The following is a 23,112-nucleotide window of genomic DNA, read 5'->3' on the forward strand; positions in this document are numbered from 1 at the left end:
AGGGCCATACCTTCATCTCTTGCACAGCACCGCTTTCAGAACTTCGCCTACATAAAGCTCCTCTCAGCGTTCGTGGCACACCGCTTGTTCGAATTTCCTGTCACCTCGGACACGCCCCGTCCGACCAGCCGTGGTCGGGGCTGCCGCGGCTCGAGCCCACAGGAGGAGCACGATGAAAGCTCCTGCTTGGGCAACAGCCCCGGACACACAGGGTGGGCGCCTGCAACTGGTTCGGGGAGCGATCGAGCCGTCGTTCCTGCAGCTGATGCAGTGGGACTGGACGGTCCAGCGGCTCATCTTCCCGAAGGACCATCTTCAGCTCGGCGGGGTTGCCTGCCGGGTCGAGGGCTGCCGCAAGACGTCCTTCAAGTTCGCGATGGCCCACGGGCTGTGCGACACCTGCGACTTCCACTGGCAGGACTCGGGACTGCCGGTCGAGGAGTTCCTCGCGAAGGCGACGAGGACTTGGCGGTATGTCGGCAAGGACTCGTGCCGGGTCGGGGACTGCCCGCGGCCGTGCAAGAGCTCCGGAGAACCATTCTGCTACGCACACCTGCACCAGCAGCGGGTCAGCGGCTTCTCGGTGGAGGAGTTCGTACAGTCGCCTGGAGTGAAGGGGCTTCCGTCGTTCGGGATCTGTGTCGTGGTGGCCTGTGACCGGGAGAAGGACTACGACCGCACCCCGTACTGCATGGCCCACCGCAATCGTCGCCTCGTCGAGCTCCGCGAAGGGAGCAGGACGGACGAGGAGATGTGGCGCAGGACAACGGCGCCCGTCACGATCACGGATGAGATCAGCTTGAAGGGTCTGCCAGAGCTCCTGATTGCTGAGGTCATCTTCGGGCTGCAGGAACGCACACGGTCCGGGGCCAAGACCAAGGACCATTCACTCCGACCGCTCTGCGCCACCGCTCGCCGTCAGGGTGCACCGTCCCTGACGGAGATCGACCTTGCGGGCCCGACCCGGCTGCAGCACCAGTTGGTCGCCACGTTCACCGCCAGCATCTGCCGGCTGAGCGCCACCCCCGAAACCGAACGGCGCAAGGACTTCTGGGACTTGAAGGCCTTCGGGATGAACGGCGGATCGATCCGATTCACCGAGCTCAGCCAGCCCTGGCTGCGGGAGGCAACCAAGGCATGGGCTGTTCAGGAACTTCCGCTGCACCGGGGCAAGCGAGCACACACCACCGTCCAGTGCGGCATCCGGTCGCTGGCGAGGTTCTCCGAGAGCCTGCGGCTGCAACGTGCAGACCAGGGAGACGACATGCTGCGACTCGGCCGCGCCGACGTCGTCGCTTTCCTGCACCGGATGGCCTACCTGCACGAGCAAGGCCTTGTGTCGGCCGATGGCCGCCACAAGGCGGTCACCCGGTGCCGTCAGGCGCTGCACCGCATGCGCTCGCTCGGCCTCACCGGCCCTGGCCAGCCCCTGGCCGGGCTGCCTGGTGACTTCGTCCTGCGCAGCGAAGACGTCCCCGACGAGGCGGAGGACTCCGAGGCAGGGAAGGATCTTCCTGCGGAGGTGATGCGGCAGCTTTGCGAACAGCTCGACACTCTCGATGCCATCGCTCCGCCGCACATCCGGATCGCGGTGGAGCTCATCATCGACACCGGGCGGCGCCCGCAGGAAGTGAGCTCCCTCCCTTTGGAATGTCTGGACGCTGACGCGGATGGCCACCCGGTCCTCGTCTACGACAACCACAAGTCCCACCGGCTGCCCATCTCTCCCAGCACAGCAGAACTGATCGTCAGGCAGCAGGAAGCGGTCCGCGCGCGCTTCCCGAAGACCCCGCCCACCGAACTGGCCCTGCTCCCCACGCAGATGCGCAATCCGCACGGCACCAAGTCCATCAGCGAGAACCTCGTCGGCACCTGGCACCGCACCTGGGCCACCGGCCTACCGGAATTCCACATCTCGGTCCTCGTGGACGCCGACGGCCGACGCGAGAACAAGCGGGTCGTCTTCAGCAAAGAGAAGGTCTTCCTCTATGCCTACCGGCACAGCTACGCGCAGCGTCATGCCGACGCCGGGGTGGCCCCCGAGGTGCTGCAAGAGCTCATGGACCACCTTCAACTCAGTACGGCCCAGGGGTACTACCGGGTCGGCGAGAAGAGACGCCGGGAAGCCGTTGACCGTGTCACCACGATGCAGTTCGACCGGCACGGGAGCCGGGTATGACGCCAGGCCAAAGCACTCCTCGACAGCGAGCACGCCCGTCGGTCGGTCGGCGAAGTCGCCGTGCCTTACGGCCTGTGCACTGAGCCCTCCAACGTCGCGGCCGGCGGCCATGACTGTCCCGTCCGCTTCCGCTGCGTGGGCTGTCAGCACTTCCGCACCGACGTGTCCTACCTCCCCGACTTGGAGGCCTACCTCGCCGATCTCCTGCGCAGCCGAGAACGCCTCACCGCGTTCGCCGCTGACTCCTGGGCAAAGTCCGAGGCGATGCCCTCGGATGAGGAGATCACCCGGGTTCGGCGGCTGGTCAAGCGTGTCCGGGACGACCTCGATGACCTGACCGACGAAGACAGAACCCAGATCAAGGACGCCGTCACTGTCGTTCGGCGGACCCGCCAGATCGTGTCCCTCGGGTTGCCCCGAGTCCGCCAGGACCTGCCCGATCTCCGGCCGGAAAGGCCCGCACATGACCGCCCTGAGTGACGGCAAAAGCGCCGACTCGGCCCGCCGCCGCGAGCGCGTCCTGAGAGCCATCGACACCGCAGTGAAGTCCGGCGGGGACATCACCGTCTCCGGTCTCGCCCGCGCGGCCCGGGTCGACCGGACGTTCCTCTACCGCCACCCCGACCTGCTTGAACGAGTCCACGTCGCTGCCAGCACACCCGTCGAGAGCGGGCGGATGGCGGCGGTCAGCCGGGCCTCGCTGCAGGCTGATCTCGCGAACGCGCTGGAGGCCAACAAGCGTTTCGTCGCACGGGTCCGGCAGCTGGAAAAACGCCTGTCGACCCAGCTCGGTGAAGGTGTCCGGGCCGAGTCCGGGCTCGGGACCCCGGTTGACATCGACCAACTCCAACGGCGGATCGCCCTGCTCGAACAGGACCTTGCCGACAAGCGCGGCGAGCTCGACGAACGAACGGAGGAGCTGGAGGCCGCCCGAGCTGCCAACCGGGAACTCACGCGGTCCCTGAACCACCGGCTCTGACCTGCTGAGGTCACGGCACTGTTTTCCCGGGGGCCTGCCGGCCCCCGGGAAAACCCCGGCCCCAGAGTTGGATCTCGTCGGCACCGCCGATGAACTCCATGAACCTCTGCCAGCCGAGGCGAGACAGCGGGAAAGAATCAGATTGGACAACTGCCGCTCGCGCATGGTCCTGCTGTAGCGGCTCTTGGCACCGCACTTCCCAGCCTCCGTCGAAGCCCTTGCCGAGAAACCCGCCGCCCGCCGACTGCACCGCCGTCGGCGAGCAGTCCGGGCACCGGCCCCTCCATCACTTCGACTCCGCGGGCCCCGAGACAGCTCCGTCGCCGCTGGGAGCGACATGTCAACGAGCAACGCCCCCGCCACCGGGCAGGGGAGTTGCACGAGATGGCCTGTTTCAGGATGCCTTTTGGTCGGCGGGCTTCTCGATCTCGGTGGTCACCCGTGCCCCTCGGAAGAGCACCGGGAGCCACAGGAGACATGCCAGCAGGGGGACCGCGGCGTAGGTGGCCATGCCCACACTGGAGCCCAACCCGTCCATGAGCGCGCCGAGGACGAGATAGCCGATGCCGATGAGCGCCGACTCCACGAATGCGATCATCGACAGCAGGCTCGCCCGGTGGCGCGACGGCACTGCCTCGTTGAACACGTTGTCCACGATCACGGCGGTGATCTCGGGAATTCCGACCAGGACCAGGAACGCGGCGATGGTGACCCAGACAAGGCCGAGGCCGCTCAGGCCGAGCGCCACGGCGAGCGTCAGGAGAGACACCGGGACGATGACCCGATACCCGATGCGCCGGTCCGCGCGGTCCGACAGCAAGGGAGTGAGTCCGCCGACGAAGAATCCCGCCGATATGACCACGCTGACCAATGCGGTGCCCGCTCCCTGATCGGAGAGGGTCTTCTGCGTAAAAATGATGTACGGCGTCAAAGCCGCATGCATCAATCCGGACACCACGACAAGCGTCACGAGCGCCGGCGTGGCGACCCGAAGCATCGCCCGCCAAGCTGTGGCGTCGCCGTGCTCCTCCTCGGCTCCGTCCTGCTCGTCCACCGCGTCCGCGCCGCGGATCTCGGGCACCCGTGACATCAGCACCACCACGGCCAGGACGAGGCACGCCGCCGAACCGACGTAGACGACTCCCCAGGAAATCTGCTGCAGTTGGCCGCCGAGGACGATGGCAGCTCCCGAGGTGACCGTCCCGAGCATGGTGAACCGGGACTTGATCTTGACGTAGCTGGCCGTTGCACCACGACGCACGAGCAGGTCGTACAGCAGGGCGGTGTCCGAACCGGACACACATGCCATGCCCACGCCCTGCCCGATGAACAGCGCCAGGAACACCCAGTAGTTGGAGAACGCCACCTGACCGAGCAGACATCCAGCTATCAGCACCTGGCCGATCACGATGCTGGCACGCCTGCCGATTCGGTCGGCGATGACTCCCGTCGGCAACTCCGCAAGTCCGCTGACCAGGTAGAGCAGTGTCTGCAGTAGGGCCACTTGCCCGGCGGAGAAACCTCGCTGATAAAGGAAGAGGACGAATACGCCGCGCTGGAACAGCGTGTTGGCGAGCACGGCGTATACGTAGAACGGGCGCGTGACGCTTCGTGCTGCATCGTCGACTGCAGCCGACCCGCCAAGGGCCTCCGTGGTGCCGGTCATGCTGCGGGCTCCCCCTGGTGACTCCGGTGATCATTAGTGTTTGGACCTCCGCCGACCAGCTCATCGGGCACACCCGTCGCCGCGAACACCGTTCACCGGAGGACCCCCCTCGTCGGACCGCACTCCGAACAAGGGAGGCCGCATATCCGCAGAAGCCCCCGCAGGCCAAGCCCCATCATGGTCGCGACCTCGGCCGGCGGACACCGGTTCACGCGTGCCTTCCGGTCCACCCAGGACTCGAACGCCTCGCCCACCCGCGGAGCCGTGACCAGCGCTAATCGCCGTGGCGACAGGCGCGCACCCCCCGAAGGCGACCCCATCACTTAGGGGTTCACGCTAGCAAGTGCACTACCAGGTTGGGGTTCACACATTCATTCTGAGCTTCGGCTCTCAGCCGTCGGCGGCCCAAAGTGGATCATTCCAGGGCTGCATTACTCCATGCAGCCGAACACCACTTTTGGTCATCCGTCCTGGCAACCCATCGCGCCGGACCCGTGCTGCACGAGCGAGGTCCTGAGGCGGTCACCCGATCCAGCGATGGCACCACACCTGTCGTGCACGCTACGGTCATTCGCATAGCTGCTGAGCTGCACCGTTCCTCACCGAACCACGCTGTGTCCCAGTTCTCCCCCAGAGAACATGGAACTCCGGCCGGGCACAGTGCTGGATGGCGAGGCGGTGATCTGGCGGGACGGCCAACTGGACTTCGCAGCCGCGCAGTCCCGGGCCGCGTCGTCCGTGAGCCGAGCCCGGGCCCTGGCGGTCCGGCACCCAGCCTCATACGCCTGCTGGGACGTGATCCAGCACCCGAACCCGGCAATCGGGGACCTCCGCAGCCGCCCGTACACGGAGCGCCGCGCCCACCTCCTGGAACTGCTCGCCAATGTGGGGCCGCCGATCCAGCCTGTGCCTGCCACCGATGCCCCGGACTGGCTTTATCGAGCAGTACTGCCTACAAAGCCAGGAAGTGGACTCTCCAAGTCCCCTGCGATGAGGCACCATTGACCGGCTTTAGCGTTATGTGTACGCCTTGGCCGTTGCGCTGCACGATCTCGCTCGGCGAAGCTGCTTTCACGTCGGCCACCTGAACCGCGGCCGATCACCGCATCACCTGCCTGCTCCCCGAACCCGGAAGCGCGTGACCCGCCCCATGGACACAAACCCCCGCGCCACATTGAGAATCCTCGACGGCCGCCACGAGCTCGCGCTCCTCGGCCTGACCCGGGACGAGGTGTCGTTCACCCTCACATACACGATCACCCCTCCCCTGCCAGAGGATCCCGGCGAAGGAATGCCGTTCCTCCCTGTGCTGGAGGCACGGGACGACCTGGGAAACGAGTACACCGACTGGGGCGGGGTGTTCGGCACCCCTCCCGACGGCTCGGTCACCGAGGGAGAGCTCACGGGCCAGCCGGCCATCCCGAACGCGGCGAGTTCGCTCGCCGTTACCTTCACCTATCTGAGGGGCGGCGAGGAAATGTCGTACGAGCTGACGCTCCCCCTCTCCCGCTGAGAACACCTCGCGGGAGGAGCGCTCACCGACCGGCCGCCATCCGGGGTGCCGCCGTCGGAAGCGTGAGCGTCACCGCGAACGCGGGCCCGGAGGCGGCGGGTTCGAGGGTGCCGCCCATGGTTTCCGTGAGGTCGCGGGACAGTCGCAGGGTCGGGCGGGGGGCGCTGACCTCGCGCGCGATGGCGCCCAGGCGGGCGCGGGCTTCCACGATCGAGTAGGTCGTCTCCGCCATGCACACCGCCTTACGGAAGTGTGCACATCCCGGTTTGCCGTTGCCATCACCCCATCTCTGTGGACTCGGGCGCTATCTGGCCAGGGCTCCCGGACGAACCCACAGGTCAGAGTGATCCGTCGATTCGTAGTTGGCCAGTCCGTCGACAGTCTGTTGGCCACAGAGCTATGCGATCGCTGTGCTGCCCGAGCTTCAACAGGGTCAGTGGCCGGCTTCCGGATGCCAGAGGGCGCCGGCGTAGCGGACGAGGGCGGTGGTGAACTCAGAGTGCCGCCGCTCAGTCATGGGTCCGAGGACGCAGAGCGGGATACGGCGGTCCGGCCGACGGTAGATGCCGCTGCGCGCAGCGCGCAGGCGAGGTTCCCCACCATGTCGGGGAATCGGCGCTGCCACTCCGCATCCAGCTCGTGGACGTCCTGGGCGAGGGGGATGTTGCGGCAGCACAGGCAGCAGCTCAGGCGAAAAGGGGCGGACGTGGTGGGGGGGTCTCCTCACGGGGCGGCGCGAGGAGAAGGCCAGACTGACAGTCGCCCCGTGACTTGGAACGTTGCTATGCCGTGGCTCGATGCCCAGCGTCAGCGCAGTCGGGTGGGCCGGGAGTGCGACGGGGGTGCGACATCGGGCTGTAACGCGGTGTGTTGCAGCCCTGACCTGCGTAAAAGGGTCACTCCTGGGTTAGTGGCCGGGCGGGGGCGGGCGCGATCTGCTGCATGAGACTGAGCATGTCCGGGGCGACCCACTCCTCGGCGATCTGGTCCCCCTCGATTCGGTAGACCTCGATGCTCCGGTAGGCGACCTGCCGGCCCGTTGCCTCGAACTGCTGGAACGCGCCCTGGTGAGTGCCGTGGAAGTGGACCAGCACCGTCACCTTGTCGCCCGCGCCGAGCACGTCTGGACATCGATCTTCAGGTCGGGGAAGGCCTCCAGCATGGCCTGCGCGCCCTGCCGCCAGACCTCCCGACCGTGCAGCGGGTCGGGCAGGCCGGGGACGTTGGCGATGAAGTCCTCCGTCAGCGGCTCTACGCACGCGTCGAGGTCACCGCTCTCCAGCGACTGGTATGCCGCGCGCAGCAGGGCCATGTTCTTCTCGGCGGTGGTGGTCATCTCGGTGTCCTTTCCGGGATGACGCCGCGAGCTCGGTGATCGCTCCGGGCCGGATGCCACTCAGTAGAAACCCTGACGCCGCGGCAAGGTCAAGAAGCCCGCGGGGGCTCTCCCCCGGCCCTTCCGTCACGGCCTGCCGGGCGCACCGCCCGCCGCTCAAGCCGCCTTGACCTTGCCGCGACGTCAGAGTTTCTACTGCACTCATGCGAATCGGCGAGATCGCCGCCCTCATCGGGGTCACCCCTCGGGCCGTGCGGCACTACCACCATCTCGGGCTGCTGCCCGAACCCGTACGACGGAGCAACGGCTACCGCGAGTACGGCATCCGGGACGCCGTCCTGCTCGCCCGAATCCGGCGCCTGACCGAGCTCGGCCTCGGCCTCGACGAGGTGCGCGACGTCCTCGCGGACGACGAGGGCCGCGAGCTGGTGGAAGTCCTGCAGGAGCTGGACGAAGACCTCGGACGGCAGGAAGCGGTCATCCGGGAGAGACGCCAGCGGCTCGCCGCGCTGCTGGCCCAGGCGCGGGGTGGGCGGCCGGCCGCCGAAGGGCCACTGTCGCCGCAGCTCTCCGGGCTGCTGGCGGGCCTCGGCGAGATGCCGGACTCTCCAATGGCCGTGAAGGACCGGGAGGTCCTGGCCCTCCTTGAAGCGTGGCCCCCGAGGCGGAGCGGTTCCGGCTGGTGGAGACGCTGCAGGGGATGGCGGAGCACGCGGGCGAGGTGTACGGCCTACTGGCCGCCCTTGCTGGTAAGGAGCCGGACGACCCCCGGGTGACCGGTGCCGCCGCCGCGCTGGCGGCCCTGCTGCCCGACGACGTGGTCGTGCATTTCTCCGACAAGGCCGGCGGCGGTCTGACAGACGTCATCTTCGCAGACCTGGCACCGGCCCAATCGGCTGCAGTGCGCCGTGCAATGGAACTCGTGAAGCAACGACAGGAAGAACAATCATGACGACGTCAAAGATCCGGGCGTCCCTGCCCCAGCCCGAAACCTCCGCGCGGGGGCCGGCCCTGCGGAAGCTGCGCGCCATCGCGGTGCCCGCCCAGCTCGTGCTGGCCGTCTGCCTGATCAGCGGGGTTCCGGTGCCCGACACCGTTCTGCTCGGTGGCAAGCTGCTCCTGCCGGTACTCCTCGGCGCCGAGGCGTACGTCTGGCTGCGGCTACGGCGGCTCGGACTGTCCCGGCGCCAGGCGCTCGCGCAGCTCGTACCCGCGCGCGTGGCGCGGTACGTGGCGCACGAGGCGCGGATCATGGCGAGCCTGGTCCGGTGGGCCGCACGCCGTCCGCACGGTGTCGGCGAGGCCGACGCAGTCTTCCCCCACGCCCGCGACCAGGCCGCCATGATGTACGGCTTCACATTCGCGTGCGTGGCCGAGACGGTCGCCCTGTCGTACGTGCTCGCCAACTGGCCCGTCATCCACGCCGTCTTTCTGGCCGTCGACGTCTACACCGTCCTGTTCGTCCTCGGCATGCACGCGGCCGCCTTCACCCGGCCGCACGTCCTGGCCGAGGGTGTCCTGCGCGTGCGGCAGGCAGCCCATGTCGACATCCGTGTTCCCGTCGCCCAGATCGCTTCCATCCGGCGCGAGACACTGTTCAGCCACGAGAAGAAGGACGACGAGCTGAACCTGGCCATCGGCTCCCAGACCTCCCTCACTCTCGAACTGGCCGAACCGGTCAATCGGCACCGCCCGCCTCGTACGGGTGATCAGGCTGCACGCCGACGATCCGAAGTACCTCTACGACGCCGTCACACGGGCACGAACGTCCTCTCCGCGAGAGCGGAGGTGAGCCGTGCCGACGTCCCCCAATCCGCGCCAAGAACAGGCAAAGCTCAACAACTTGTCGAGGAGCGGCCGGGGCGGCCATGTTGGTGAAGCGGCGGGTCGGGGCGAGGGTGATGGTCATCCGCCGCACGGCGACTTGGCGGAAGCTGTGCCCGACAGGCTCGAGGCCGCTCTGCTCGTTGAGGCTGAAGATCGTCACCGCCGAATGGGACAAGACCTTCGGTGACCCCCGCCTCTGCGCGGCCATCGCCGACCGGATTACTTTCCGCTGCACTCTCATCCAGACCGGCACCGAGTCCTGACGCTTCCGCATCACCGAAGCAGAACGACGCAACTGACCGAGCTGTTCGCCCGGTCAGTCCCGGCTGGAAAGAGGGGTCCGCTGTTCCACGCGATCGGCCGGCCCGCACCGCGCGGGCCTCGGCCAACGCCTCCGCATACCCTGCCGCGCATCAACCCGGCCGTCGACTCCTACAACACGGTCTCCGTCCGGCACGGCCTGCCGGTCGGCGCCTTCGGCCTGGACCACGTCACCGGCAACGCCGACATCCGCTGCGCCGACGGCAGTAAGGAGTTCACGTCGCTCGGTGAACCCGACACCGTCGAGAGCTGTTCCAGGCGCCATCGCCCCGGCCTCGCTCGGCTGTTACAAGACAGCGACAGAGTCCCGATGAACGTCTGTCTCCGCTGTGCCGTCGTTTCTAGTGACTACGCCAATCGACACGTAGCTGTCCTTTGGCGCGAAAGACTGTTCTCACCATAGAAAGGGACAGATCTGTGATGGTCTCAAAGCAGCACTCTCTGCGCATTGCCGTCGTCGGTGTCCTCGGCGTGGCCTCCCTCGCCCTTATGGGCACCGCGATGGCAGCAACCCCGGCCGCGCACACCGCAACCCCTGTCGTAGTCGCACAGAAGGCCGCGCCTGCCAAGGCCGGCATCACGGCCAAGCCGTCGGTGTCCTCCGTCCGCGCCTGGCAGCTGTTTCGGGTCACGGGTCAGACCACCGGTTTCAAAGCGGGCAGCAAGGTGACCCTTCAGCAGAAGCAGCACGGCAAGTGGGTCAGCCTGCCCGCGTCCACGAGCATCTCGCGGGACGGCTCCTACTCGCTCGGCGTCAAGCTTGGACTGAAGGGCAAGAACGACCTGCGCATCGTCAGCGGCACCACGGCCTCGCCGGTCTTCAACGTGACGGTCCGCTGAGACGCGCTGCGTCGACACGCCGATCGTGTCGATGACCTGGTGACCCAGATCGAGAGCGGCGTTGATGTCGCCGAGGGCGAGGTGGGCCCAGGCCTGCCGGACCTGGTGGATCACGGTGCCGCGCGCCTCGCGTTCGCTGTTGTGGGGTCTTCGTGGGTCAAGGCCGCGCGTTGGTTTTCCAGGGCACGCGGGGAACGTGACGAAGCCCTTCCCCCGGCGGAGGGAAGGGCTTCGTGAGCGAGCGCTGGGCAGGCCTTGCACCTGCATTTCCCCGCAGGAAGCGGGGTGTCTTTCCTTGGACCACCAACGCAGTGTCAGTCGCCGTGAGTTGCGGCGAACTTTCAAGATCAACTATAGCGCATGCGGCCGTCGGTCGGCCCCAGCCGTCACAGAGGCGTTCGAGTGGCAGACCCGTGCGATGCGCGCGCTCGGTGCCAAGGTGTTCCCCGATGCGGAGACGGTGCTGGACGATGCGTTGTCCCCGATCGAGGCGATCAGCGCCCAGCGCCGTCGTCGGACTGCGGCCACCGAGGCCGCTGCCCTACGACGTGCACGAGCCGAGCAGGCCGGGACGGCTTCACAGCGTGCCGCAGCTGGGGCCTACCGCGTGACGCAGAACGAGCGGTTCATTGCTCGTCGTCGAGGCCCCGGACGTCGACAGGCTGTGTTCCGTTGAAGGTCACGAGGATTCCGTAGGGGTCCGCCGGTCGGAGCCCGCTCTCGGCGAAGCGGATTGCCCAGGTCTGGTCGGCCCACACCGCTGCTTCGGGAACTACCAGTGGCAACCCTGGAAGGTCCAGCCGGCTCAGTTGCTCGGTTGTGAGTTCAAAGTGTCGTTCCCGAAGTCGGGTGCGGCAGTACTCCAGGGCTCGGTCGACGAAGACGTCGAAACGGCTCACAACGTCGTGAGCGAGTTGGAGGGTGGACTCTTCCGGCGGGCGGCCAGCTCGATCACCAGACTCATCCTCGCCGGGTCCGCGCCTGCCGGCTCCGGGAAGTGGCCGGTCCAGCAGGCCGGCGACGGAGGACGCTCCGTCCGTATCAACGCAAGCCCGGCGATATACAGAGTTGCGGGCAGCTCCGCGTCAACGCCAGGCTCTTCAATGCCCGAGCCGCGCCTGACCGGCCCGGCGCACCCGTATCTTCCGGGCTGAGCGGGGGCTCGCCGGTCAGGGTGACTGGATCAGGGCGGCGAGTGGTGTTTGTGCCACGTGTGCTGGGGGGCGTGACAGGTACAGCGTGGTGTGGAAGTAACCGTCTGCCTCCTTGCCCCGCGGATCTTCGCCGGCTGCGGTCACTGCGTCTACGGCGTACTTCTGTTCCTGGGCGCTGGTGAAGCGGCGTTGCGGGAAGGTGCGGTCTGCGGTCTCCTCGGTGATGAGCCCGCACGTTTTCAGGAAGTCGGCGATTCGCTGGTAGGAGCCGGTACGCAGCACGAACGCGGCGACCCAGACCGGGCCGGGGATGCTGTCCAGCAGTGGCTGGAAGGTGCGCGGTGACAGGAAGCTGGCTCCGCCGGTGATGGTGATCAGACAGGTGTGGCGCACAGCGTGGCACAGGGCGGGGCTGGCCGGTGCGGTTTCCAGGTTTTCGGCGAACGCCTGGTCCAGCAGGCCGATGGCGTGTGCGTAGGACACGGCGCGGGGGGCGGCGTCGAGCCCGATGACACGGACCGGGTCCGCGCGGCGGTGCGCCGCGTAGAACTCCCGGTCCCACTTGATCAGCTCGGCGGTGGTCAGGGCGGCGGCCTGCGCGGATGCGTAGTGGGCGCAGAGGTCGTCGAAGGTGAGGTGGTGGTTGAGCAGGGCGGCGTTGATGCCGTACGAGCAGCAGATGTCCAGCACCGTCGCCGTACCCGCGGTGCCCTCTGAGGACGTGCAGCGCTTGGGCGCGGTCGCGAGTCCTCGGGGCAGTGAGCGACCTGCCAGACTCGGCTGACATGCCCGACCGGTGCTGATCGATGGATTTGATAACGACCCGCTCGTAACAGGGGAGGAACTGCTGGCGCCGCCGGGGTTCTGGGCCGCCTACCTGCTGTGGATCTGCCAGACCGAGGAAGACGATCCGGATCCGGAGTGGTTCGGCGTCGGCGAGGCAGACACGGACGCGGCGTACGACGCCCTGAACGACGAGGAACGGTGGCCGGTCTTCCGGATCCCGTTCGCAGACGGCCACACCGCGACAGTCCTTGGCTGCAACTTTCCCGGCGACCCGGGAACGGAGTACTTCATCACCCACCCCGAGTGGGGACGGCACGGCCACCTGGCGACCATCAACGGGCACCAGGCCGGCCCGGGACTTTCCTGGCGAGAACTCACGCACATCGCACGCACGCCCAACCGGGACGCCCCCGGCGTCCACGCCGAGCACGCCCGCCTGCTGCTCCTGCTGCCCACGCTCGGCGACGAGAACCTGCCCGACGAAGCCTGCCGACATACTTGGCGACGCCCTCACACGGGCAGGCGTTCCGGCAGGTGAAGCCCCGAAGCCGGCTCAAGCACTCCTCGTCGACCACCCTCTGTGGGAGCCGGCCGAATGGACGCTTCCCGCACCACCTCCGCTCTCCGGCAGCAAGGAGCACTTCCCCGGAATCCTGTACTGCGACGGGCCCATGAGCCCACGGTCCGGCATGCGCCTGGCCCAGGGCACCGCCCGAGAGCACAGTGACCGGCTGGCCCGCGCACTCGGCACCTGGCCCACCGTATGAGCCGCATACGCACAGCACATGGCCAGGCGCAAGTACCCGGGCGCTCTCGGGAATCGGCACACGTGGCTTTGTTCACGAGTGGTGGGTTCTGGCACACATTCCGTGAGCGATCTCGAGTCCGGCCTCACCGGACCCCGGTGAAGCGTGGTCCGCGCAGCTCACACGACACGCGCGGCTACCGCTGGCGAGAGCCAGCAAGATCTTTCACGGAATGTGTGCCAGAACCGAGTGGTGACGCCAGTTGTTCACGGGTTTGGGAGGCACCCAGATCCAGGTCGGGTGATGCTCATGAGTTTTGACATCGGGACGAGTCATCCCCGCCGACCCGGACCTGGTCGCCGTCCTCACCCGCATCATCCGCCGGATCAAGGACCCTGATGGGTAGGGCCCGTTGCTGAGCCGCTACGACGGCTACGAACGCACCTTCGGCCCGCCGCTGCCTCACCTGTTCCAGCGCGTCTCCCAGGCCAGTGAGCGTTCGAGTTGGCCAACTGAGCGTCGTTGTGCGGGCGGGTCGGGCGCGACGCCCGGTCACGTGTCCGGTAGGAGGAGCCAGACTTCGGAGAAGGCGAGGCCGTGCTCGTGGGTCACCACCCCGCACGGGCAGCCCAGCGAGATCAGGCGCCAGTCGCAGGTCACCGTCCACGGGCCGGCCTTGCCTCCGCACGCCGGGCAACTGACGGTCTCGGCCGTCCACACCCCGAAAGCGGGTCTGCCGTAACGACGGAAGCGGCCCGCGTACCGGATCTGCCAGGGCTCGACCGGGGGCGTGAGCGGGACGATCCCGGGCGGGCTCGCCGAGGCCAGCACGGCGAACAGTGCGATCAGATCGGGCAGCAGGGCCTCGCCCACCTCTGTCGGTGGCATGGCCAGGCCGTCTGCCGTCCCCGCCTGAGTTCCATATCTCGGGGCCGCCGCTGCGCGCGGTGGGTTTGGGGTGGCGTGCCAAGGCAGGAAGGTGCGGGCGACGGCGGCCAGGAGGGCGGCTGCGGGCGGGCTGACGGCGCCTGCGTCGAGGTGGTGGAGGGTGGTGCGCAGAATGCGTTGGAGTCGCCGGTCCCGGTCCGTGGCCAGCATCCGTGTGGCCGCTGCCCGCCGCCGGGCCGGAAGCGGGGCTGCGAGGCGGGCCAGGACGCGCGCTGCTGCTTCGGAGTCCGCCGCGGCAGGGCGCCACTGTCCGGCGGCCAGGAGCTGCCGTGCCCGCCCTGCCTCACGTGTCAGGGCGCGCGCCTGCAACGGCCGCGGGCCGGAGGCCGCCCCGTGAGTCTGGTGCCCGCTGGTCATGGCCCCTCTCCCCTTCCCCCGTTCGTTGCTGCGACGTATCCCCCGCCCTCTGCGAGAGCTGGTGGAATCCCATCACACAAGCGGATCGGGTCTCTTGGAGACGCCGGGATTCGCGTCAGACTGCGTGGGCCTCTGTGATGCGCAGACCGGCCAACTAAGCCGCTCAGTCACACCGATCCCCCCGCGATCCCGGCCCCGAGGGGCCGTCCGAGCGCGAGGGCCTGTCCGGCGGATCGGATACTGCCGGACAGGCCCTGGGCCGGAAGGACTCAGCGCTTGAGCGTGAAGGTGAAGTCGCCCGAGAGCTTGCCGCTCAGGCGGACTGTCGACACGAGGTTCCCCTCGGCGAGCGGTCTCTCGACCTCGGCTCGCGAAAAGCCGAAACCTTCGGCGATCAGTCGCACCGGCCGCACAGGTATCCGCGCCGCAAAGCGGACCGAGACCTGGCCAACACCGGCACAGGCGCCCACCGGCCGCGGTGCGCCCGGTGCGGCGGCGGACCGTACGGCGACTGCCAGGCCGGCCGCTCGGTTCGGCCCGAGCCGCCCACGTCGCGGCGCCGTACGACCGGGTCCTGGAGCAGTTCGGCTGCCAGGCCGGGGTCGTTGTCGTGCAGCAGGTTCAGGAGCTCGGGTTGTGCGGAACGCACGTTCATCCGCTCCAGGACAGTGAGCTTGGTGGTGTCCCCGCACTCGGTGCACAGTGCGAGGAGCCAGGCGTCGAGGAGCTTGTGGTTCGCGTTGACGCGGAATTTGCCGTTCGCCCGGAAGCGCCCGGAGGCGCACCTGTGGCAACGGCGGAGGACTATCGGCAGGCAGGTGGGCACGACCACCCAGTTCTTGGACACAGAGATACACCGGTTCCAGTGAGAAGACCGCAGCGAAAAGGAGCGCGGCGCACATGTGCGACGCGCGACGGATCAGCGCTCGGGGGGTCTCACTTGGTGTACAACGGCACGTCCTTGACAGGGCGACTGTGGGCGGGAGCACGGTAACGGCACACGGAAGTGCGGCTCCACTGATTATCGGGCGGGTGGCGATGCCTCGCGGCGAGCGCCCGCACCACCCTCGACCCACCGGACATGCCCTGGTCCACGCCGCCGAAGCCCTGCTCGAAGCCCTTGAGGACGGGATCTGGTTCGGCTGCCGCGCCGCACAAGGCGCACAGCCGGGTGCCGGGGTGCTGCGCTGCGTCCAGGACCCGCTCCAGGGTGAGCACCGGTGCCCCGGCCGGGGTTTCCTCGCAGTCGCCAGCGTGGACCACGCCTTGGCGGCCCTGGTCTCCCATCTCTGACCCACGGTGCAAAGTTGCGACCTGGGTCGCCTGACGGCGGTCATGCGCTCGTCATCGCTGCGGTCTGTTCGTCGTGTTCGCGCAGCATTCGCATGACGGTTGCAGGTGAGGGGTGCTGACCCTTCTTCGCACCCGTGGTGATGATGAGCCGCTTGGCGATGTCGCGCAGACTCATCTCCTGGTCGCGCAGGTGGGAGGGCCGTGGACAGCATGTCCTCGTGGGTGACGCCGGCGCCGCCGATGGTCTTGCCGCGCTTGCGGGCGGACTCGTGGCCTTCCAGGGTGCGGTCGCGGATGTACTCCCGCTCCATGCCGGACATGGCCGCCAGAACCGTGAACACGATGCCGGAGGGATCGTGTGAGCCCTTCGGTTCCCCGGTGAGGAACTCCAGGCCGACGTCGCCCGCCTTCAGCTCTTCGGCGAGCATGGCCAGTTCGATGCCGCGGCCGAGCCGTTTGTGTTCGTGGACGACGAGAGTGACGGCGACGCCGGAGGAGCGGATCTCCCCGGCCTGCTTCACGGCGGCTTCCAGCTCGGGCCGCTTCGTGGCGCGGGTGGAGATCTTCTCCGAGAAGACCCGGGTGACCCCGGCTTCGGCGAGGGAGTCCAGCTGCGCATCCAGGGACTGCCGCGCGGTCGAGGCGCGGGCGTACCCGAGACGGACGTGGCCGGCCGGCTCGGTGCCGGCGCTCGCGGGGCGGGGCAGCTCGGTCCACGCCGAGCCCGGCTTGCGTACTGCGGGGGTCGGCACGTTGAACGCCTTGACGAGTTGGGACATGAGACGGAAGTGGGCGGTGTGGTACTTGATGGCCACTTTGCCCTTCCCGGTCCGGCACGGTGATGCCGCCGGGGCGGCACATTTCAGTTGAGTGGAGCCCACGGGTTTTCCCATATGTGGCGGGGATCACGTTGGGGGGAAAACCTGCGGCCCGGCTCGGGCGTCTAGCCGGTGTGAGATCAGTCAGGAAGGCACCGCGCGCGCTGGACGAGGAGCATCTCGTCCGGCTGGTGGCCAGGGGTGACCGCGCGGCGTTCGAGGAGCTGTACCGGCGCACCGCGCCGTGGATGGCGTTGCGGCTGCGCCGTCGCTGCGCCGACGAGCAGATCGTCGCCGAGGTCATGCAGGAGACGTATCTGGCGGTGTGGCGCGCGGCGGGCGCGTTCGCGGGGTCCTCGGCGGGCGGGACGGCCGCCGGATGGCTGTGGACGATCGCGGCACGCCGCCTCGTGGACGCCTTCCGGCGCAGGGCCCACCACGCCGAGCCGCCGGCGGCCGCCGCTCTCCCCGACGCGGCGCCCGCCGCCGAGGAGGAGGCGCTCGCGACGACCGTCGGCGGTGACGTCGGCGACGCGCTGCGGCGCCTCGCGCCGGAACTCAGACAGGTACTGCAGGCCATGGTGCTCGACGGGCTGTCCGTCCGGGAGACCTCGGTCCTGCTCGGGCTGCCCGAGGGCACGGTCAAGACCCGTGCCCGCCGGGCCCGGATCGCGATGCGGAAGGCGCTGGCATGAGCGTGGAACACGCGTCGATGCAAATCATCGACGGTTACGCACGCGGCGAAACAGACATCGCCGCCGACGAGGTGTGGGCCCTGGAGGCCCATCTGGAGGCGTGCGGGGTGTGCCGTGACCGGCTGTCGGCCGCCGTCACTGCCGAGGCGCCCGCCGTGGCGGCGCTGGTCGGCACCGTGTGGTCCGACCTCGAACCCCAGCTGGCCGCCACCGCCACGATGCCGCGCCAACGGCGCTGGTCGGCGTGGCTGTCGAGGTGGATGACGCCCACGATGGTGCCGTGGCTGGCCATGGTCGTGAGCGTGACACTGCTCGCGCTCCTGCTCGACGTGGTCGACACCGGCTTCGGCGAGGTGTCGCTGGTGCTGCTGCTCGCCCCGATCCTGCCCGTCCTCGGCGTCGCGGCGTCGTGGTCGCGCGGCCTGGACCCGGCGTACGAGCTGACGGCCTCCGCGCCGAGGGCGGGACTGTACCTGGTGCTGCGGCGCACCGCGTCCGTGCTCGCCGTGGTCGTCCCCGCGCTGCTGGTGGCCGGATGGGTGACCGGTGTGACGGCCGCGCAGTGGCTGCTGCCCTGTCTGGCCTTCACCTCGACGACCCTGGCGCTCGGCGGCGTCGTCGGCGTGACCCGCGCCGCTGTCGCGCTGGCGGCCGTATGGGCCACCGCGGTCGTGGCGCCGACCCTGGTTACCAGCCGTACGACCTTCGCCCTGCAGACGGGCAGCCTGCCCGTGTGGGGACTGGTCCTCGCGCTCGGTACCGCTGTCGTGATCGCACGCAGGGGCGCGTACTCCGTGTTGGGAGCCCATCGATGACCATCGGAAAGGAACACCACATCATGTCCGCGGTAAGCGCGACCGACATCGCACCAACGGCCTACGCCTGGCAGATCCAGGCCACCGGGCTGAAGGTCAGGGTCGGCAGGAACCGGATGGCCGTCAACGGGCTCGACCTGTCGCTGGGCACCGGCGTACACGGACTCCTCGGCCCCAACGGGGCGGGCAAAACCACCCTCATCCGGACACTGGCCACCGTACTGCGCCCCACCGAGGGCACCCTGGAGCTGCTCGGCGAGTCCACGGGCGGCATGGGCGAGCACCGGGCGGTGCGCCGCCGGATCGGCTACCTGCCGCAGGAGTTCGGCTACTACAAGCGCTTCACGGTGCGCGAGTTCGTCGAGTACATGGCGTGGCTGAAGGAGGTGCCCAAGGCGGACATCCCCGCCGCCGTGCAGCGCGCCGTGGAACGAGTCGGTCTGGCGGACCGCGCCGACGAGAAGATGAAGGCCCTGTCGGGCGGCATGGTGCGCAGGGTCGGCATCGCCCAGGCCATCGTCAACGACCCGACGATCCTGCTGCTGGACGAACCGACGGTCGGCCTGGACCCGGCACAGCGGCTGCGCTTCCGCGAGCTGCTGCAGGAGCTGGGCACGGACACCTGCGTGCTCGTCTCGACCCACCTGGTGGAGGACGTCGCCGCCGCCTGCACCGACGTGGTGCTCTTCGCCGAGGGGCGGCTGGTCTTCCAGGGACCTCCGGACGAGCTGGCCTCGGTGGGCGGCCCCGAGCACGTGGGGAACAGCCCGCTGGAGCGCGGCTACTCGGCGCTGCTGCTCGACCCCGAGCAGGGAAGGGGCGCCTGGTGAACATCCGCGTCCTGCGCATCGAGCTGAAGCGCTCCGTTGCCCCGTGGGCCGGCGCCGTGGTCCTGACAACGGCGCTGGCATTCCTGTACCTGATTCCCGGACCGTGGTGGACGGGCACCACGGCGTGGACGGCCCAGTGGACGTCCATGGCCCTGTGGACCCGGTCGCTGCTGTTCTACCTGTGGCCGCTCGCCGTGGGGCTCGGGGCGCTGCAGGGTCTGCGCGACCACCGCTCGAAGATGTCCGAGCTGCTGACGAGCACGCCGCGGCCCGCCCGGCACCGCGCGGCCACGCTGGCGGGCACGACGGCGATCACGCTGGCCTCGGCCTTTGCGCTCCTCGTCCTCGTGGGCGCGGTCCAGGCGGTCGCCAACACCGAGTACACGCACCTCGGGTGGCTGCCGATCTCGCTGGTAGGGGCACTCTCTCTCGTCGCGGGGGCCGTACTGGGCATGGGGGCCGGGCGGGCCCTGCCGTCCGTGCTCACCCCGCCCGCGCTGGCCATGGGCGCCTTCGTGTTCACGGCCCTCATGCAGATGTCGTTCGGCCGGACGGAGACGACCACGGCGACGGGGCTCCAGAGCACGGAGCCGAACCGGGTCTCCCTGCTGTCACCGGCGGTGCAGGAGGTGCGCGATGTATTCGTCACGCTCTCCGCCCCCGTGCACATCGGGCAGACGATCTGGCTGCTCGCCATCGCCGCGACCGGCTTCGCGCTGCTGGTCGCCGCGACCCCGCGCGCCCGGCTGATCGCCCTGACGCCCGTCCTGGCGGGCGCGGTGATCGCCCTGCTCGTCCTTCCCTCCGACCCGCGCCGGATGTATGTCGTCGACGAGGCCGCCGCGGAGCTGGTGTGCGACGGCCCGGTGTGCGTGACGAAGACGCAGCAGGCGCGACTCGCCGACCTCGCAGGCCCCGGTAAGGAGGCGCTGCGCCTGCTGCGTGGCGCCCTGGGCGACCAGGCGCCGGTCTCGGTCCGGGAGAACACCGCCGTACTGCCGGAAGGCTCCACGCCGCAGTGGTCCCGCAAGACCGTGCTCTTCGACTTCGACGACGACATCATCGCCGCCGCGAAGGGCGAGGAGCTGACCCGGGCCCTGATCGCCAAAGGCATGGTGCCAGGGTGCTCCCCCGTCGGCTGGAGCAGCTTTGGGGGAGATGAATTCGCGCAGACCGTCGCGGTGGGCTGGGTCCTCGGGGACCTCAGGCTGCTTCCCGGCACCTTGCCAGCAAGTTTGCGCCGCGAGGTCGATGCCGAGACCCGCCCGGTGTGGAAGGAACTCAAGGCGCTGCCGCGGGCCGAGCAGCTCTCGCGGATCAACGCGATGCGCGCCGCCGCGCTCTCCTGCAAGGGCAAAGCGTTCGACGCGCTGAACGGCGGTGCGTCCCGGTGAGATGGCTGATGCTGTACGCGCGCTCGCGTCAGGTACCCGCGTCGCTCGCCGCGGTGGTGATCAGCGCGGTGGCGGTGTGGGCACTCGCCCGGAACGGCAGCGGGGGGCCCGGTGATCCGCGGCTGCCCGTGCTCGTCCTCGCTACGGGGGCGATGGCAGCCTCGATCGGGCTCAGCGGGCAGGACCTCGCGCTGGACCGGACGGCCGCGACCCGCTGGGTGCCCCGCAGAGCGGCACACGTGCTGCTCTGCGGCGCGGTCGTCGGCACGGTGCTGCTGACAGTGCAGGCGATGGGCGAGGACATGGCCACCACCGCGTTCGTCGTCCGGGACAGCGCGGGCCTGATGGGACTGGTCGCCCTGGGCGCGGCGCTCTCGGGCGGCCAGTACGCCTGGACGCTGCCGTTCGCCTGGCTCTCGTTCTCGTTCCTTGCCCCGCCCCCGACGAGTGCGCCGATGCAGGTGGCGAGCTGGATGCTGCTGCCGCCCGGCACGGCAGCGGGCACCTGGACGGCCCTGGTCCTCGCGGTTGCCGGCACCGCGGCCTACGCCGTCGCGGGACCGAGACGGTGACGACCGCAGCGCGGTCGCGTGCGACATGCGCACGCATCGGATGTGAGGATGCCCTCCTTGCCCCGGACCTTCTTCAGCTCGGCCGTCAGCTGCTTCTCCACCCGCCGCTCGGCACGGGCGTTGACCTTGTGGACCAGGGCAACCAGCAGTTCCACCAGTGCATCGGTGATCTCCGCCTGCCGGGACACACACAGCGCGGCCAGCAGTGTGGCCCGTACGTCCTCGCTCGCGTCGCGGAAGTCCGAGGGGTACATCTTGATCGCCCGCGCCCGCCATGCGGCCACCAACTTCTCCGAGCAGTCCGTGAACAGCCCCTCGGGCAGCCCGAGTTTCCGTACGTCGGTCAGCTTGGTGATCTCGGTCAACAGCGATTTCGGCCCCACCGCACCCGGGTCCCGCTTCAGCGAGGCAGGCAGCGCCGTGCCGTCCTCGTCGCATTCGGCCACCAGGGCTCCCACCGTACGAACCCGTGCGGGGGCGACGGTCTCCTCCTGGCAGTCGGTACCGCTCACGGCGAGGAGGGCTCGCCCCGCTCGGGTGACGTGCTGCTGGGCGATGCCCGGCGACAGCATCGGCTTCGAGGTGAGGTGCCGCCGGGCCCGTACAGGGTGACATGACGGACTGACATCGCCACAGGTCAGTCCGGAGTCACGCGCAGAACGTACGGGCGGCCCGCGCTGATGGCCTCGGCCTGCTCGCGCAGATCGGCGGGCGCGAACCCGAGCAGAGCGCGGTCGGCCGCAGCGCGCAGCAGCGGCAGGATCTCCACCGGTGGCCGGCCGCGGTGGGACACGGCGAGCTCGGCAAACGACTCCTGGTACGGGGCGCCGTACGAGCTGGTGCTGTCCGTCAGCAGCCGGTCCAGGTACTGGCTGTCCACTCTGATCTCACCCACGGCTGCTCCCGTGCAACAGGGGCCCGGCAGGTCCAAGCCCTCGTTCACGACGTTACGAGCCGGGTCTGACACTGCCCGGCCGTCCGGGTCGGTGCTCAGGGGGACCGGCAGAGCATGGCGACGGCCTTCGGGAGCTCGTTGATGTCGGCGAGCACGGCCGCGCCGGTTATCGACTCACCCTGCTCGGGGTCGCCGTCGACTACGGCCCTGGGGATCAATGGAACCGTGGTTGGCGCCGAGATTGGTCATGGTCGGCTCGCAGTGATCCGTCAGCACAAGCGAACTGAGCGCTTGCGGTGCCGGCTTGCGCCTCCACTATTCCGTCTTGCTAAGTACCAGTAGTCAGCGTTACGGTGTACTGGTACTCAACGGCGCTGACTAGCGCAGAGAGGAGGTATTCCATGGCCAAACTGCTGACAGAGATGCTCAAGGGCACGCTGGAGGGCATCATTCTCGCGTCTTTGTCCGGCCGGCCCGCTTACGGCTACGAGATCACGGCACGCCTGCGGGAGCAGGGTTTCTCCGACATCGCCGAAGGGACCGTCTACGCGCTGCTCATCCGGATGGAGAAGCGCGGGCTCGTCGACGTGGAGAAGGTCCCCTCCGAGAAGGGGCCGCCACGTAAGGTGCACTCCCTCAACGCTCAGGGACAGAAGTACCTCGAAGAGTTCTGGAGGACGTGGAGCTTCCTCACGGAACGACTGGAACAGCTCCGCGAAGGGGGCAAGTAACCATGTCCGATGTCGAGAAGAGTGGCTTCATCTCGAAGGTGATCGGACCCAAGAAGCGCTGGAGGGCCTACAAGGCGCGCGTCAAGGAGCTTCCCGAGAACTACCGCACGACGGTCGAGGCGATCGAGCGGCACCTGATGCACTTCGTGCCGACCGACGGCGACAGCAATGCGGCGATGTTCGAAGACCTCGCCGACCTGTTCGAGCAGGCCGCGGCGAGCGGAACGGCGATCCGCGAGATCGTCGGGGAGGACCCGGTGGAGTTCGTCGACGCGTTCGCCCAGAACTACTCGGAGGGTGGCTACGTCCCCGCCCGTGCGCGGAAGCAGCTGACCGACGACATCGCGCGCGCCGAGGGTGAGGTCCCGGAGGGGATCGAGGGCACCGCCTAGATCCGCACCCGCGCCGGGCGCGGCA

At 68.8% G+C, this 23,112-nt stretch carries 27 protein-coding genes and 5 pseudogenes; 18 read left to right on the plus strand and 14 right to left on the minus strand.

The features are described 5' to 3' along the window. Positions 1-172 precede the first annotated feature (172 nt). The 3 genes from ACGFU7_RS41480 (at position 173) to ACGFU7_RS41490 (ending at position 3,158) form a co-directional block, all read left to right on the plus strand. Positions 173-2,179, plus strand: coding sequence for a tyrosine-type recombinase/integrase (locus ACGFU7_RS41480; RefSeq protein ID WP_393703313.1), 2,007 nt, complete (start codon positions 173-175; stop codon positions 2,177-2,179). Between the two features lie 135 nt (positions 2,180-2,314). Next, a complete protein-coding gene (locus ACGFU7_RS41485; RefSeq protein WP_393703315.1) occupies positions 2,315-2,659 on the plus strand; it encodes a transposase in 345 nt (114 codons plus the stop codon). Beyond that, positions 2,643-3,158 carry a DUF6262 family protein gene (locus ACGFU7_RS41490; RefSeq protein ID WP_393703316.1) on the plus strand — a complete coding sequence of 172 codons (516 nt, stop codon included), beginning with the start codon at positions 2,643-2,645 and terminating at the stop codon, positions 3,156-3,158. The genes ACGFU7_RS41485 and ACGFU7_RS41490 overlap by 17 nt, the downstream gene beginning before the upstream one ends. A 394-nt stretch (positions 3,159-3,552) precedes the next feature. Here the strand turns inward: ACGFU7_RS41490 and ACGFU7_RS41495 are convergent, their stop codons facing one another. Next, entirely contained in the window at positions 3,553-4,824 is a 1,272-nt protein-coding gene (locus tag ACGFU7_RS41495) for an MFS transporter (RefSeq protein ID WP_393703317.1), read from the minus strand. Positions 4,825-5,974: 1,150 nt separating this feature from the next. Between ACGFU7_RS41495 and ACGFU7_RS41500 the strand changes: the two genes are divergently transcribed. Further along, complete coding sequence (locus ACGFU7_RS41500; protein ID WP_393703319.1) at positions 5,975-6,337, plus strand: hypothetical protein; 363 nt, start codon at positions 5,975-5,977, stop codon at positions 6,335-6,337. A 22-nt stretch (positions 6,338-6,359) separates the two neighbouring features. Here the strand turns inward: ACGFU7_RS41500 and ACGFU7_RS41505 are convergent, their stop codons facing one another. Further along, entirely contained in the window at positions 6,360-6,569 is a 210-nt protein-coding gene (locus ACGFU7_RS41505) for a hypothetical protein (RefSeq protein ID WP_393703321.1), read from the minus strand. A gap of 664 nt (positions 6,570-7,233) precedes the next feature. Beyond that, positions 7,234-7,673: pseudogene (locus tag ACGFU7_RS41510) on the minus strand (ester cyclase). A 203-nt stretch (positions 7,674-7,876) separates the two neighbouring features. Here ACGFU7_RS41510 and ACGFU7_RS41515 point away from each other — a divergent pair. The 5 genes and pseudogenes from ACGFU7_RS41515 to ACGFU7_RS41535 all read left to right on the plus strand — a co-directional run bounded on the left by ACGFU7_RS41515 (position 7,877) and on the right by ACGFU7_RS41535 (position 10,661). Continuing rightward, a pseudogene (locus ACGFU7_RS41515) lies at positions 7,877-8,625 on the plus strand (MerR family transcriptional regulator). Then, on the plus strand, positions 8,622-9,551 hold the full coding sequence (locus ACGFU7_RS41520; protein WP_393703323.1) for a hypothetical protein: 930 nt from the start codon (positions 8,622-8,624) through the stop codon (positions 9,549-9,551). Before ACGFU7_RS41515 ends, ACGFU7_RS41520 begins: the two are co-directional and overlap by 4 nt. A gap of 89 nt (positions 9,552-9,640) precedes the next feature. Beyond that, on the plus strand, positions 9,641-9,763 hold the full coding sequence (locus ACGFU7_RS41525; protein WP_393703325.1) for an ATP-binding protein: 123 nt from the start codon (positions 9,641-9,643) through the stop codon (positions 9,761-9,763). Positions 9,764-9,897: 134 nt separating this feature from the next. Continuing rightward, positions 9,898-10,071 (plus strand): annotated as a pseudogene (locus tag ACGFU7_RS41530) (phenylalanine--tRNA ligase beta subunit-related protein); the annotation flags it as partial. 170 nt (positions 10,072-10,241) lie between these two features. After that, positions 10,242-10,661 (plus strand): hypothetical protein, encoded by a 420-nt coding sequence (locus ACGFU7_RS41535; RefSeq protein WP_393703327.1) that lies wholly within the window; start codon positions 10,242-10,244, stop codon positions 10,659-10,661. Positions 10,662-11,287: 626 nt separating this feature from the next. Here the strand turns inward: ACGFU7_RS41535 and ACGFU7_RS41540 are convergent. Together ACGFU7_RS41540 and ACGFU7_RS41545 are read right to left on the minus strand one after the other, a co-directional pair. Then, the gene (locus ACGFU7_RS41540) at positions 11,288-11,446 is read right to left on the minus strand and encodes a hypothetical protein (protein WP_393703328.1); all 159 of its coding nucleotides are present in this window, start codon (positions 11,444-11,446) and stop codon (positions 11,288-11,290) included. Positions 11,447-11,830: 384 nt separating this feature from the next. After that, positions 11,831-12,505 carry a hypothetical protein gene (locus ACGFU7_RS41545; RefSeq protein WP_393703330.1) on the minus strand — a complete coding sequence of 225 codons (675 nt, stop codon included), beginning with the start codon at positions 12,503-12,505 and terminating at the stop codon, positions 11,831-11,833. 106 nt (positions 12,506-12,611) lie between these two features. Between ACGFU7_RS41545 and ACGFU7_RS41550 the strand changes: the two genes are divergently transcribed. Continuing rightward, positions 12,612-13,139 (plus strand): hypothetical protein, encoded by a 528-nt coding sequence (locus tag ACGFU7_RS41550; protein WP_393703332.1) that lies wholly within the window; start codon positions 12,612-12,614, stop codon positions 13,137-13,139. Between the two features lie 760 nt (positions 13,140-13,899). Here the strand turns inward: ACGFU7_RS41550 and ACGFU7_RS41555 are convergent. From ACGFU7_RS41555 to ACGFU7_RS41575, 5 genes and pseudogenes are all read right to left on the minus strand, one after another. Further along, positions 13,900-14,652: a hypothetical protein gene (locus tag ACGFU7_RS41555; protein ID WP_393703334.1), complete on the minus strand. Its 753-nt coding sequence runs from the start codon at positions 14,650-14,652 to the stop codon at positions 13,900-13,902. 269 nt (positions 14,653-14,921) lie between these two features. Beyond that, positions 14,922-15,098, minus strand: a pseudogene (locus tag ACGFU7_RS41560) (DUF1062 domain-containing protein); the annotation flags it as partial. Then, a complete protein-coding gene (locus ACGFU7_RS41565; RefSeq protein WP_393703335.1) occupies positions 15,047-15,499 on the minus strand; it encodes a DUF1062 domain-containing protein in 453 nt (150 codons plus the stop codon). The pseudogene ACGFU7_RS41560 and the gene ACGFU7_RS41565, both read right to left, overlap by 52 nt. An 89-nt stretch (positions 15,500-15,588) precedes the next feature. After that, positions 15,589-15,939: a DUF6233 domain-containing protein gene (locus tag ACGFU7_RS41570; RefSeq protein ID WP_393703337.1), complete on the minus strand. Its 351-nt coding sequence runs from the start codon at positions 15,937-15,939 to the stop codon at positions 15,589-15,591. A gap of 46 nt (positions 15,940-15,985) precedes the next feature. Beyond that, complete coding sequence (locus tag ACGFU7_RS41575) at positions 15,986-16,120, minus strand: hypothetical protein (protein ID WP_393703339.1); 135 nt, start codon at positions 16,118-16,120, stop codon at positions 15,986-15,988. A 43-nt stretch (positions 16,121-16,163) separates the two neighbouring features. Here ACGFU7_RS41575 and ACGFU7_RS41580 point away from each other — a divergent pair, with 43 nt between their 5' ends. Beyond that, positions 16,164-16,307: a hypothetical protein gene (locus ACGFU7_RS41580; protein ID WP_393703340.1), complete on the plus strand. Its 144-nt coding sequence runs from the start codon at positions 16,164-16,166 to the stop codon at positions 16,305-16,307. On the opposite strand, the pseudogene ACGFU7_RS41585 reads toward ACGFU7_RS41580, so the two are convergent. Continuing rightward, positions 16,251-16,838 (minus strand): annotated as a pseudogene (locus tag ACGFU7_RS41585) (recombinase family protein); the annotation flags it as partial. The gene ACGFU7_RS41580 and the pseudogene ACGFU7_RS41585 sit on opposite strands and share 57 nt — an antisense overlap. Positions 16,839-16,897: 59 nt before the next feature. Here ACGFU7_RS41585 and ACGFU7_RS41590 point away from each other — a divergent pair. From ACGFU7_RS41590 to ACGFU7_RS41610, 5 genes are read left to right on the plus strand one after another with little or no spacing between them, the layout of a single operon-like run. Then, positions 16,898-17,458, plus strand: a complete 561-nt coding sequence (locus ACGFU7_RS41590) for an RNA polymerase sigma factor (RefSeq protein WP_393703341.1) — start codon at positions 16,898-16,900, stop codon at positions 17,456-17,458. After that, positions 17,455-18,273 (plus strand): zf-HC2 domain-containing protein, encoded by an 819-nt coding sequence (locus ACGFU7_RS41595; protein ID WP_393703343.1) that lies wholly within the window; start codon positions 17,455-17,457, stop codon positions 18,271-18,273. Before ACGFU7_RS41590 ends, ACGFU7_RS41595 begins: the two co-directional genes overlap by 4 nt. Continuing rightward, a complete protein-coding gene (locus ACGFU7_RS41600) occupies positions 18,270-19,103 on the plus strand; it encodes an ABC transporter ATP-binding protein (RefSeq protein ID WP_393703344.1) in 834 nt (277 codons plus the stop codon). The genes ACGFU7_RS41595 and ACGFU7_RS41600 overlap by 4 nt, the downstream gene beginning before the upstream one ends. Next, positions 19,100-20,497 (plus strand): hypothetical protein, encoded by a 1,398-nt coding sequence (locus ACGFU7_RS41605; RefSeq protein ID WP_393703345.1) that lies wholly within the window; start codon positions 19,100-19,102, stop codon positions 20,495-20,497. The genes ACGFU7_RS41600 and ACGFU7_RS41605 overlap by 4 nt, the downstream gene beginning before the upstream one ends. Then, positions 20,494-21,069 (plus strand): hypothetical protein, encoded by a 576-nt coding sequence (locus tag ACGFU7_RS41610; protein ID WP_393703347.1) that lies wholly within the window; start codon positions 20,494-20,496, stop codon positions 21,067-21,069. The genes ACGFU7_RS41605 and ACGFU7_RS41610 overlap by 4 nt, the downstream gene beginning before the upstream one ends. On the opposite strand, the gene ACGFU7_RS41615 is transcribed toward ACGFU7_RS41610, so the two are convergent. The 3 genes from ACGFU7_RS41615 to ACGFU7_RS41625 all read right to left on the minus strand — a co-directional run bounded on the left by ACGFU7_RS41615 (position 21,042) and on the right by ACGFU7_RS41625 (position 22,182). Continuing rightward, entirely contained in the window at positions 21,042-21,641 is a 600-nt protein-coding gene (locus ACGFU7_RS41615) for a hypothetical protein (protein ID WP_393703348.1), read from the minus strand. The two genes, ACGFU7_RS41610 and ACGFU7_RS41615, sit on opposite strands and share 28 nt — an antisense overlap. A 65-nt stretch (positions 21,642-21,706) precedes the next feature. Continuing rightward, complete coding sequence (locus ACGFU7_RS41620) at positions 21,707-21,964, minus strand: hypothetical protein (protein WP_393703349.1); 258 nt, start codon at positions 21,962-21,964, stop codon at positions 21,707-21,709. A 95-nt stretch (positions 21,965-22,059) separates the two neighbouring features. Beyond that, positions 22,060-22,182, minus strand: a complete 123-nt coding sequence (locus ACGFU7_RS41625; protein WP_393703351.1) for a hypothetical protein — start codon at positions 22,180-22,182, stop codon at positions 22,060-22,062. Between the two features lie 183 nt (positions 22,183-22,365). Here ACGFU7_RS41625 and ACGFU7_RS41630 point away from each other — a divergent pair, with 183 nt between their 5' ends. Together ACGFU7_RS41630 and ACGFU7_RS41635 are read left to right on the plus strand one after the other, a co-directional pair. Next, entirely contained in the window at positions 22,366-22,695 is a 330-nt protein-coding gene (locus ACGFU7_RS41630; protein WP_393703353.1) for a PadR family transcriptional regulator, read from the plus strand. Positions 22,696-22,697: 2 nt separating this feature from the next. Next, positions 22,698-23,087, plus strand: coding sequence for a DUF1048 domain-containing protein (locus ACGFU7_RS41635; protein WP_393703355.1), 390 nt, complete (start codon positions 22,698-22,700; stop codon positions 23,085-23,087). The last annotated feature ends 25 nt before the right edge of the window (positions 23,088-23,112 follow it).

The sequence above is a fragment of the Streptomyces sp. NPDC048473 genome (genome assembly GCF_043200155.1).
In the GTDB taxonomy this organism is placed as follows: Bacteria; Actinomycetota; Actinomycetes; order Streptomycetales; family Streptomycetaceae; genus Streptomyces.

Excerpts from the sequence above, each read along its gene's own strand:
- ACGFU7_RS41615 (WP_393703348.1), bottom strand. The coding sequence starts at position 21,641 with ATGCTGTCGCCGGGCATCGCCCAGCAGCACGTCACCCGAGCGGGGCGA.
- ACGFU7_RS41630 (WP_393703353.1), top strand. The coding sequence starts at position 22,366 with ATGGCCAAACTGCTGACAGAGATGCTCAAGGGCACGCTGGAGGGCATC.
- ACGFU7_RS41480 (WP_393703313.1), top strand. The coding sequence starts at position 173 with ATGAAAGCTCCTGCTTGGGCAACAGCCCCGGACACACAGGGTGGGCGC.
- ACGFU7_RS41575 (WP_393703339.1), bottom strand. The coding sequence starts at position 16,120 with ATGAGTCTGCGCGACATCGCCAAGCGGCTCATCATCACCACGGGTGCG.
- ACGFU7_RS41595 (WP_393703343.1), top strand. The coding sequence starts at position 17,455 with ATGAGCGTGGAACACGCGTCGATGCAAATCATCGACGGTTACGCACGC.
- ACGFU7_RS41600 (WP_393703344.1), top strand. The coding sequence starts at position 18,270 with ATGACCATCGGAAAGGAACACCACATCATGTCCGCGGTAAGCGCGACC.
- ACGFU7_RS41520 (WP_393703323.1), top strand. The coding sequence starts at position 8,622 with ATGACGACGTCAAAGATCCGGGCGTCCCTGCCCCAGCCCGAAACCTCC.
- ACGFU7_RS41495 (WP_393703317.1), bottom strand. The coding sequence starts at position 4,824 with ATGACCGGCACCACGGAGGCCCTTGGCGGGTCGGCTGCAGTCGACGAT.
- ACGFU7_RS41635 (WP_393703355.1), top strand. The coding sequence starts at position 22,698 with ATGTCCGATGTCGAGAAGAGTGGCTTCATCTCGAAGGTGATCGGACCC.
- ACGFU7_RS41490 (WP_393703316.1), top strand. The coding sequence starts at position 2,643 with ATGACCGCCCTGAGTGACGGCAAAAGCGCCGACTCGGCCCGCCGCCGC.
- ACGFU7_RS41555 (WP_393703334.1), bottom strand. The coding sequence starts at position 14,652 with ATGACCAGCGGGCACCAGACTCACGGGGCGGCCTCCGGCCCGCGGCCG.
- ACGFU7_RS41535 (WP_393703327.1), top strand. The coding sequence starts at position 10,242 with ATGGTCTCAAAGCAGCACTCTCTGCGCATTGCCGTCGTCGGTGTCCTC.
- ACGFU7_RS41570 (WP_393703337.1), bottom strand. The coding sequence starts at position 15,939 with ATGGGAGACCAGGGCCGCCAAGGCGTGGTCCACGCTGGCGACTGCGAG.
- ACGFU7_RS41505 (WP_393703321.1), bottom strand. The coding sequence starts at position 6,569 with ATGGCGGAGACGACCTACTCGATCGTGGAAGCCCGCGCCCGCCTGGGC.
- ACGFU7_RS41500 (WP_393703319.1), top strand. The coding sequence starts at position 5,975 with ATGGACACAAACCCCCGCGCCACATTGAGAATCCTCGACGGCCGCCAC.